Genomic DNA, 6952 nt, shown 5'->3' with positions numbered 1-6952 from the left:
GTCACCAAGCCCGGCGGGCTGACCATCTCCGAATGCCTGGCGCTGGGCAAGCCCATGCTGCTGGTGTCGCCCATCCCCGGCCAGGAAGAGCACAACGCCGGCTTCCTGCTCGAAGAGGGGGCCGCGTGGCTGGCCTATGACGCGATCGGCCTGGGCTACAAGGTGGCGCGGCTGATGGCCATGCCTGACAAGCTCGGGCAGATGGCCGCCGCCAGCCACGCACTGGGCAAGCCGCAGGCGGCGCGCCGCGTGCTGGAACAGGTGCTGGGACGATGAGCGGGCGCGAAGAGACTGGGTTGCGCCGTACCGTGGTCTACCTGCTGTGGGTGCTGGTGGTGGCGTTCTTCTTTGCCAACGTAGAGGTGCAGATTGAAGGCCCGGCCGGCTGGGCCGCGGCGCTGCCGACCTGGCGCGTCGAGTCGCACTGGCTGCTGGACATCTTCTGGGGCGGCCGCGCGATGACCGGCTACCACGCCTGGGTCTTCAGCTTCATGGCGCTGGTGTTCTTCATGCCGCTGGCCTTCAATGGCCGCTTCGGCTGGCGAGACGCCGCGTTGGCGCTGGCCGGCCTGATGACGTTCTGGATCGTCGAGGACTGGTTGTGGTTCGTGCTGAACCCTGCCTATGGCTGGCAGCAGTTCAACCCGGCCCACGTGCCCTGGCACAAGCACTGGCTGCTGTTTGCGCCAACGGATTACTGGGTCGGCCTGGGTGGCGCCGCGCTGATCGTCGCGCTGCGCCACCGGCCGCGCCGCGAGGGCGGGACATGAAGCGCGAATCCCGGCGGACCAAGCAGAAGCACTACGCGGTGCCCGGCGTGCGGCCGGAAGACTGGGCCGATCCGCTGACCGGCCAGCCGCATGCGCTGGCCAACCTGCACCGCATCACGCCCACGCTGTACCGCAGCGCCCAGCCCCGGCGCAACGACCTGCCGGCACTGCACGCATTGGGCATCCGCACGGTCGTCAGTTTCCGCTCCTTCAACAGCGACGAGCGTGCGCTGGCCGGCAGCGGCATCGGCCAGGTCCGCGTGCCCATCGACACCTGGGCCATCGACGACGAGAAGGTGCTGCAGGCGCTGCGCGCGATCCGCGCCGCCGAACAGCGTGGCCCGGTGCTGGTCCACTGCTGGCATGGCGCTGACCGCACCGGTGTCGTCGCCGCAGCCTACCGCATGGTGCTGCAAGGCTGGGACAAGGACGCCGCCCGCCACGAGATGTTCCGCGGCGGCTACGGTTACCACACGCTGTGGCGCAACATCCCGCGCTACCTGGACCGGCTGGACGTGGCCGCGCTGCGCCAGGCCCTGCTTGAACCTGCGACCACGCCATGACCACTGCCTCTTCACCCTCGGCCCTGCAGCGCGTGGGCCTGACCACCGCCGCGCTGGTGCTGCTCAACGTCGTGCTGTACCTGGTGCAGGCCTTGTCCGGCCAGTCCTGGATCGAGCGCTCGCCGCAGGAGATGCTGGCCTGGGGCGGCAACCTGGCCTTGCTGAGCCTGACCGGCGACCTGTGGCGGCTGGGTGCCAGCGTCTTCCTGCACGGCGGGCTGCTGCACCTGGCGATGAACATGTACATGCTGTGGCTGCTGGGCCCTGCCGCCCAGCGCCAGCTCGGCCGCAGCGGCCTGCTGCTGGTTTTCCTGGCCGGCGGCTGGGCGGCCAGTTGCGCCAGCAGCGGCTGGTTCGGCTGGCATCTGCTGCGCGAGTATGTGCAGGGCGGCCATCCTGCGCAGTGGATGGTCGTCAGCGCGGGTGCGTCGGGCGGGATCATGGCCTTGTGCGGCGCGCTGCTGTCCTCGCTGGCCTGGCAAAAATTGCAGCGCGAGCCGTCGCGGCTGGGCGCCGGCTTTGGCAGGGCGCTGGGACAAGTGGTGTTGATCAACCTGGTGGCCGGCAGCCTGATCAGCGGCGTGGACCAGTCCGCGCACGTGGGCGGGCTGCTCGCCGGTGGCCTGATGGGCGCACTGGTGGCGTCCGCCGGCAACCTGCGCTCGCAGGGCCTGGCGCTGTTGCTGCGGCTGGCGGTGGCGCTGCTGGCAGGCTGGGGCAGCAGCTGGACCTTGCTGCACCTGGCGGACTGGCAGCCGCTGCAGCAGGCGCGCGGCGATTTCGAGCAGTCAGCGCCCGCCGAATGAGGCCTGGCGATGTCCACAGCGGCTGTGGACAAGCCTGTGTCAAAGCCGTGCCCAGTGGCGCCAAGTGCCGGTCGCGTCAGGCTTTTGTCTGGGGTGCCCGGGTTTTGTGCAGTTGCTGCCTGGCCCGGCGGCGGCGCAGCCATCGCGGTGCCAGCCAGTGGCCGAAGCCGGGCTCCTCGTAGGCCAGCAGCGCGGGCACCCGCACTTCGATGCGGGTGCCGGTGGGCACTTCGCTGGCCAGCGTCAGGCGGGCGCCTATCAGTGCGGCGCGTTCATGCATGCCGGCCAGCCCCCAGTGGCCGTCGGCGGCACCACGGTCCCGCACCTGCGGGCTGAGGCCGATGCCGTCGTCGCAGACGCACAGCAGCAGCCCGTCGCTGCCGTAGGCGATCACCAGCGTGATCTGGTTGGCATTTGCATGCCGGTAGGCGTTCAGCAGACCTTCACGGGCAATGCAGTACAGCTCGTCCAGCACCTTGCGCTGCAGCGCCCGCGGCTGGCCCTGGGTGGTGACGCGCAGGCGCGCAGCCGAGCCCGAGCCCCCAGTTCTGCGTGAACGTGAGGAAGCGCCACAGCGGCGGCGGCGTCTTGCCGCCCATCAGCGCAGGCGCCAGGAAATACGCTGCCAGCACCAGCCAGTACACCGGCCAGGTGCGGAACATGCGCCGCGCATAGAACCCGCCCAGGTCCAGCGCCTGCCCGCGCACCAGCCCGCCCAGCAGGCCATTGGCGATCAGGTAGCCACTGAGCACGAAAAACAGGTCCACGCCCACCCAGCCCACCTCGCTGAGCCAACCAAAAGTCGCCTCCTGCGAGACGAAGACCTGGTAGTGGTACATGAAGACTAGCGCGATAGCGACGGCACGCAGGGTGTCCAGGCCAGCCTGGTGTGATGTCGAGGCAAGAGGCGCGGGGCGGAACGTCGGCATGGGCTTCGGGCGGAGCGGCAAACGATGCCCGGCGATGCGGTTGCGTCGCGGGCCGGAGGGCGGTCCGCGATGATGCCTCAGCTGCCCAGCAAATTCGCGCTCAGCGCGTCAGCAGCTCTCCACCGTCACGCCCGGCCAGCGCTTGGCGTATTGCTTGGTGGCCACGCGCTGGCGGTAGGTCTGCTCGCTGACGCGCGCCGGGTTGCGGCGCACGCGCAGCGCGAACAGGTCCGCCAGGCCATAGGGCGCGATGATGCGCAGGCTGTCGTCCGGCCGCAGTGCAATGGCGACCGAGGTGCAGTATTCCGGCCAGGTGGCGACCGCTTCTTCGAGGCTGTCCAGCGGGGCCACGGCGTGGCCGAAGATGGCTTCGAACCAGTGGTGCACGCCGGCCTGGTTGGTGACCTCCCAGGTCAGCTCCGGGCAGGCTTGCGTCAGCTGCTGCTGCAGCGCCTGGTCACGCGCCTGGCGGCAGTCGGCGGCGTCGAAGAAGACCACGTCCCAGTCGGCCACCGGCGAGGCTTCCGTGTGGCCGTGCAGATGGTCCCAGACCAGGTTGCGGATGGCACCGGCGCCGATGCAGGCGTCCGGCGGCGCGACCTGGCGCACGGCGCGCAGCGCGGCCATGAAGATGGGCGAGGACTGCACGATGTGCTGCAGGCGCAGCGCCAGCGTGGCTTCGGATTCGGACAACAGCGTCGTCATGCGGGCGAGACATCCATCAACGTTTCAAGGAAGCGGCGCTGCCAGGCGTGCACATCGTGCTCGCGGATGTTCGCCAGCATCCGCTGATGGCGCAGCTGGCGTTCCTCCAGCGGCATTTTCAGCGCATGCAGGATGGCCTCTGCCGTGGCGTCGGTGTCGTAGGGGTTGACCAGCAAGGCTTCGGTCAGCTGCTCGGCCGCGCCGGCAAAGCGCGACAGCACCAGCACGCCGGGGTCGGCCGGGTCCTGCGCGGCAACGAATTCCTTGGCGACCAGGTTCATGCCGTCGCGCAGCGGCGTGACCAGTGCGACCTTGGCTGCCCGGTAGAGCCCGGGCACGGCCTCGCGTTCCAGCGGCTTGTGCAGGTAGCGGATGGGCGTCCAGTCCAGCTCGCTGAAGTCGCCGTTGATCGCGCCGCACAGGCTTTCCAGCTCGCGCCGGATGTCGCCATAGGCTTCGACCTCTTCGCGCGACGGTGCAGCGATCTGCACCAGCGTGGCCTGCTGGCGGGTTTCGGGGTGGCGCTCCAGCAGCGTGCGGAAGGCCTTCATGCGCTGCGGCAGGCCCTTGGAATAGTCCAGCCTGTCAATGCCGACCAGCAGTTGGCGCTGGGCGTACTGCTGGCGCAGCGTGGCCAGGGTTTCCTGCGCTGGCGGGGCTTCGGCCATCGCGATGAAGCTGTCCACGTCCAGCCCGATCGGGAAGGCACCGGCACGCAGCATGCGGTTGAAGGCGCCAAACGAATGCTCGGAGAGTTCTTCGGCATGCGCTTCGGCCACCAGGTAGCGCCGCAGGTGCACCATGTCGGCTTCGCTCTGCAGGCCCACCAGGTCGTAGGCGAACAGTGCCCGCATCAGCCAGTCATGCCCGGGCAGCGCGGCCAGGATGAGCTGCGGCGGCAAGGGGATGTGCAGGAAAAAACCGATGCGCTGCTGGCAGCCCAGCGCGCGCAGCTCGGCGGCCAGCGGGATCAGGTGGTAGTCGTGCACCCAGATGATGTCGTCGGGCTGCAGCAGCGAGGCCAGGGCCTGGGCGAACTGGCGGTTCACGCGGCGGTAGGCGTCCAGGTGGCCGGACTCGAAATGCGCCAGGTCCAGCCGGTAGTGGAAGACCGGCCACAGCACGCCGTTGGCATAGCCGCGGTAGTAGCCGTCGTAGTCTTCGCGGCTCAGATCCAGCGTGGCCAGCGTGACCTTGTTGTCCAGCGGCTTGAGGTGCAGGCGCTGGTCGGTGGGCGTGGCCGCGTCGACCACCTCACCCGCACCAAACCACAGGCCGCCGGACTTGGTCAGGGCGTCGCCCAACGCGACCGCGAGGCCGCCGGAAGAGGGCTTGCTCGGGTCGCCGACCCGGTTGGACACCACGACAAGCCGGCTCATCGCGAGAACCTCTCAGGTTGCTGTGCACCGAGCTGGGCGGCCGCGGCGGCCAGCCAGTCGTGCAGTTCGGCCGGATTGGCCAGGCGGTGCGAGGCCAGGGTTTCGCCCTCACCGATCTTGATCGCCACGCCGCCCATGCTTTGCACCAGCTCGAAGGCGCTCTCGTCGGTCACGTCGTCGCCAAAGAACCAGGGCCTGCGGAGGCGGAAAGGTTTGCAGTCCATCAGCGCGTGCACCGCTGCGGCCTTGGTCGCGCGGCTGGGTTTCATTTCAACGACGAACTTGCCGCGCAGCAGGGCCATGCCCTCGGCATGCAGCAAGGCTTCTTCCATCACGGCCAGGCACATGTCTTCCAGCGCAGGGGCCTGTCGGTAGTGCAGCGCAATCGCGCCGGGCTTGCGTTCCATCAGCAGTGCGGGGTGCTGTTCGCACAGCCGGGCGATGACCACGGCCGCGGCGTCCAGCGAGGCCACCGGCATGCGCCGCATGGGGCCATCGGCAACGCGCAGTTCGGTGCCATGCACGCCCGCCACGGTGAGCTTCAGCGAATGCAGGTAGTGGTCGATCTCGCTGACCGGCCGGCCGCTGACGATGGCCAGCGCGCCGTTGAGCGCAAGCTTCAGCTGGAACAGGAGTTCAGCCGTGCGCGGCAGCACGGCAATGGTGTCGGGGGTGGGCGCCAGATCGACCAGCGTGCCGTCGAAGTCAAAGAACAGCGCGCATTCGCTGCCAGGCAGGTCGGGGGCCTTCATTCGCACTCCGCGGGCATGCCAATGCCGGCCCGTCGCCGAAAGCCCGCATCATGCTTTCCGATCTTCATCCCTGGTGTGTGTTCATGATCCATCTGCATGCCGGGGACTATAGAAGTTGCCCGTTCGCCGCCGTGTAGGCGCAGGCCTGATATCGCAGCGCGCTGCCCTTGGCGGGACAGGCATGACACCCGCAAAATGCACGCATGCAAGTTGCAACGACTGTTTCAAACACGCTGTTTGACCCCGCGCGCCACGAGGGCTTGAACGGGCCGTTGTGGGACGAGGCTGCGGCACGCGCCGCGGTGCAACGCATGGTGCAGGACGCGCTGCAGGACTTCTCGCCGCAGGGGCTTTGGCGGGCGCATGCGCTGGACGATCCGGCAACGCCCGACACGCGCTATTCGATGCTTTATTTCGGCGCCGGCGGCATCATCTGGGCGCTGCGCCACCTGTCTAGACAGGGCTTCGTCGAGCCGGCCGAACTGGCCCGCTTCGACGCCACCGTGCCCACGCTGGTCCAGCGCAACCGCGAGGTTGGCGAGACGCACCTGGCCGGCACGCAGTCGCTGTTCATGGGGGACTCGGGTTTGCTGTTGCTGCAGTGGCAGGCCGCGCCTTCGCAAGCCGTGGCCGACCAGCTGTTCGACGTGGTGCAGGGCAACCTGCACCATCCGGCGCGCGAGATGCTGTGGGGCTCGCCCGGCACGCTGGTGGCAGCGATCCACATGGCCGAGGCGACCGGCGAGCCGCGCTGGGCCGAGCTGTTTGCGCGGGGCGTGAACATCCTGTGGGACGAGATGGTGTTCGACGCCGAACTCGGCGCCTGGCTGTGGTGGCAGGACCTGTACGGCAAGGTCGTCTGCTACATCGGCGCGGGCCACGGCTTTGCCGGCAACCTGTACCCGGTGATGCGCGGCGCGGCGCTGCTGCCGCCCGCGGTGGTGCAAGGCTTTGCCGACCGGGCCTTGCAGACCGTGCAGGCGCTGGCGATGCGCCAGGACGGGTGCACCAACTGGCCGCCTTCGCACCCGCAAAGCGCCAACGGCAA

General features: G+C 68.9%; 9 protein-coding genes and 1 pseudogene. 5 read left to right on the top strand and 5 right to left on the bottom strand.

Annotated elements, in window-relative coordinates:
- The 4 genes and pseudogenes from FKP22_RS16410 to FKP22_RS16395 all read left to right on the top strand — a co-directional run.
- Window positions 1–276: pseudogene (locus FKP22_RS16410) on the top strand (MGDG synthase family glycosyltransferase); the annotation flags it as partial.
- On the top strand, window positions 273–770 hold the full coding sequence (locus FKP22_RS16405) for a hypothetical protein (RefSeq protein WP_141288533.1): 498 nt from the start codon (window positions 273–275) through the stop codon (window positions 768–770). The pseudogene FKP22_RS16410 and the gene FKP22_RS16405, both read left to right, overlap by 4 nt.
- Complete coding sequence (locus FKP22_RS16400; RefSeq protein WP_141288532.1) at window positions 767–1333, top strand: tyrosine-protein phosphatase; 567 nt, start codon at window positions 767–769, stop codon at window positions 1331–1333. Before FKP22_RS16405 ends, FKP22_RS16400 begins: the two co-directional genes overlap by 4 nt.
- Window positions 1330–2139, top strand: a complete 810-nt coding sequence (locus FKP22_RS16395) for a rhomboid family intramembrane serine protease (protein ID WP_141288531.1) — start codon at window positions 1330–1332, stop codon at window positions 2137–2139. Before FKP22_RS16400 ends, FKP22_RS16395 begins: the two co-directional genes overlap by 4 nt.
- A 76-nt stretch (window positions 2140–2215) precedes the next feature.
- Here FKP22_RS16395 and FKP22_RS16390 read toward each other — a convergent pair whose 3' ends face one another.
- The 5 genes from FKP22_RS16390 to otsB form a co-directional block, all read right to left on the bottom strand.
- Entirely contained in the window at window positions 2216–2614 is a 399-nt protein-coding gene (locus FKP22_RS16390; RefSeq protein WP_141288530.1) for a sensor histidine kinase, read from the bottom strand.
- Entirely contained in the window at window positions 2583–3068 is a 486-nt protein-coding gene (locus tag FKP22_RS16385) for an acyltransferase family protein (protein WP_141288529.1), read from the bottom strand. The genes FKP22_RS16390 and FKP22_RS16385 overlap by 32 nt, the downstream gene beginning before the upstream one ends.
- 108 nt (window positions 3069–3176) lie before the next feature.
- Entirely contained in the window at window positions 3177–3773 is a 597-nt protein-coding gene (locus FKP22_RS16380) for a nucleotidyltransferase family protein (RefSeq protein ID WP_231010933.1), read from the bottom strand.
- Window positions 3770–5152: an alpha,alpha-trehalose-phosphate synthase (UDP-forming) gene (otsA, locus tag FKP22_RS16375; protein ID WP_141288528.1), complete on the bottom strand. Its 1383-nt coding sequence runs from the start codon at window positions 5150–5152 to the stop codon at window positions 3770–3772. Before otsA ends, FKP22_RS16380 begins: the two co-directional genes overlap by 4 nt.
- Window positions 5149–5904 carry a trehalose-phosphatase gene (gene otsB, locus FKP22_RS16370; protein ID WP_141288527.1) on the bottom strand — a complete coding sequence of 252 codons (756 nt, stop codon included), beginning with the start codon at window positions 5902–5904 and terminating at the stop codon, window positions 5149–5151. Before otsB ends, otsA begins: the two co-directional genes overlap by 4 nt.
- 203 nt (window positions 5905–6107) lie before the next feature.
- Between otsB and FKP22_RS16365 the strand changes: the two genes are divergently transcribed.
- Window positions 6108–6952: glycoside hydrolase family protein (locus FKP22_RS16365; RefSeq protein ID WP_510606716.1), on the top strand; the 845-nt coding region annotated here is incomplete at its 3' end.

Source organism: Ideonella azotifigens (assembly GCF_006519715.1).
GTDB lineage: Bacteria > Pseudomonadota > Gammaproteobacteria > Burkholderiales > Burkholderiaceae_C > Ideonella > Ideonella azotifigens.
This window is presented reverse-complemented; position numbering and strand designations above follow the sequence as displayed.

Excerpts from the sequence above, each read along its gene's own strand:
- FKP22_RS16405 (WP_141288533.1), top strand. The coding sequence starts at position 273 with ATGAGCGGGCGCGAAGAGACTGGGTTGCGCCGTACCGTGGTCTACCTG.
- FKP22_RS16400 (WP_141288532.1), top strand. The coding sequence starts at position 767 with ATGAAGCGCGAATCCCGGCGGACCAAGCAGAAGCACTACGCGGTGCCC.
- FKP22_RS16395 (WP_141288531.1), top strand. The coding sequence starts at position 1,330 with ATGACCACTGCCTCTTCACCCTCGGCCCTGCAGCGCGTGGGCCTGACC.
- FKP22_RS16385 (WP_141288529.1), bottom strand. The coding sequence starts at position 3,068 with ATGCCGACGTTCCGCCCCGCGCCTCTTGCCTCGACATCACACCAGGCT.
- FKP22_RS16380 (WP_231010933.1), bottom strand. The coding sequence starts at position 3,773 with ATGACGACGCTGTTGTCCGAATCCGAAGCCACGCTGGCGCTGCGCCTG.
- otsA (WP_141288528.1), bottom strand. The coding sequence starts at position 5,152 with ATGAGCCGGCTTGTCGTGGTGTCCAACCGGGTCGGCGACCCGAGCAAG.
- otsB (WP_141288527.1), bottom strand. The coding sequence starts at position 5,904 with ATGAAGGCCCCCGACCTGCCTGGCAGCGAATGCGCGCTGTTCTTTGAC.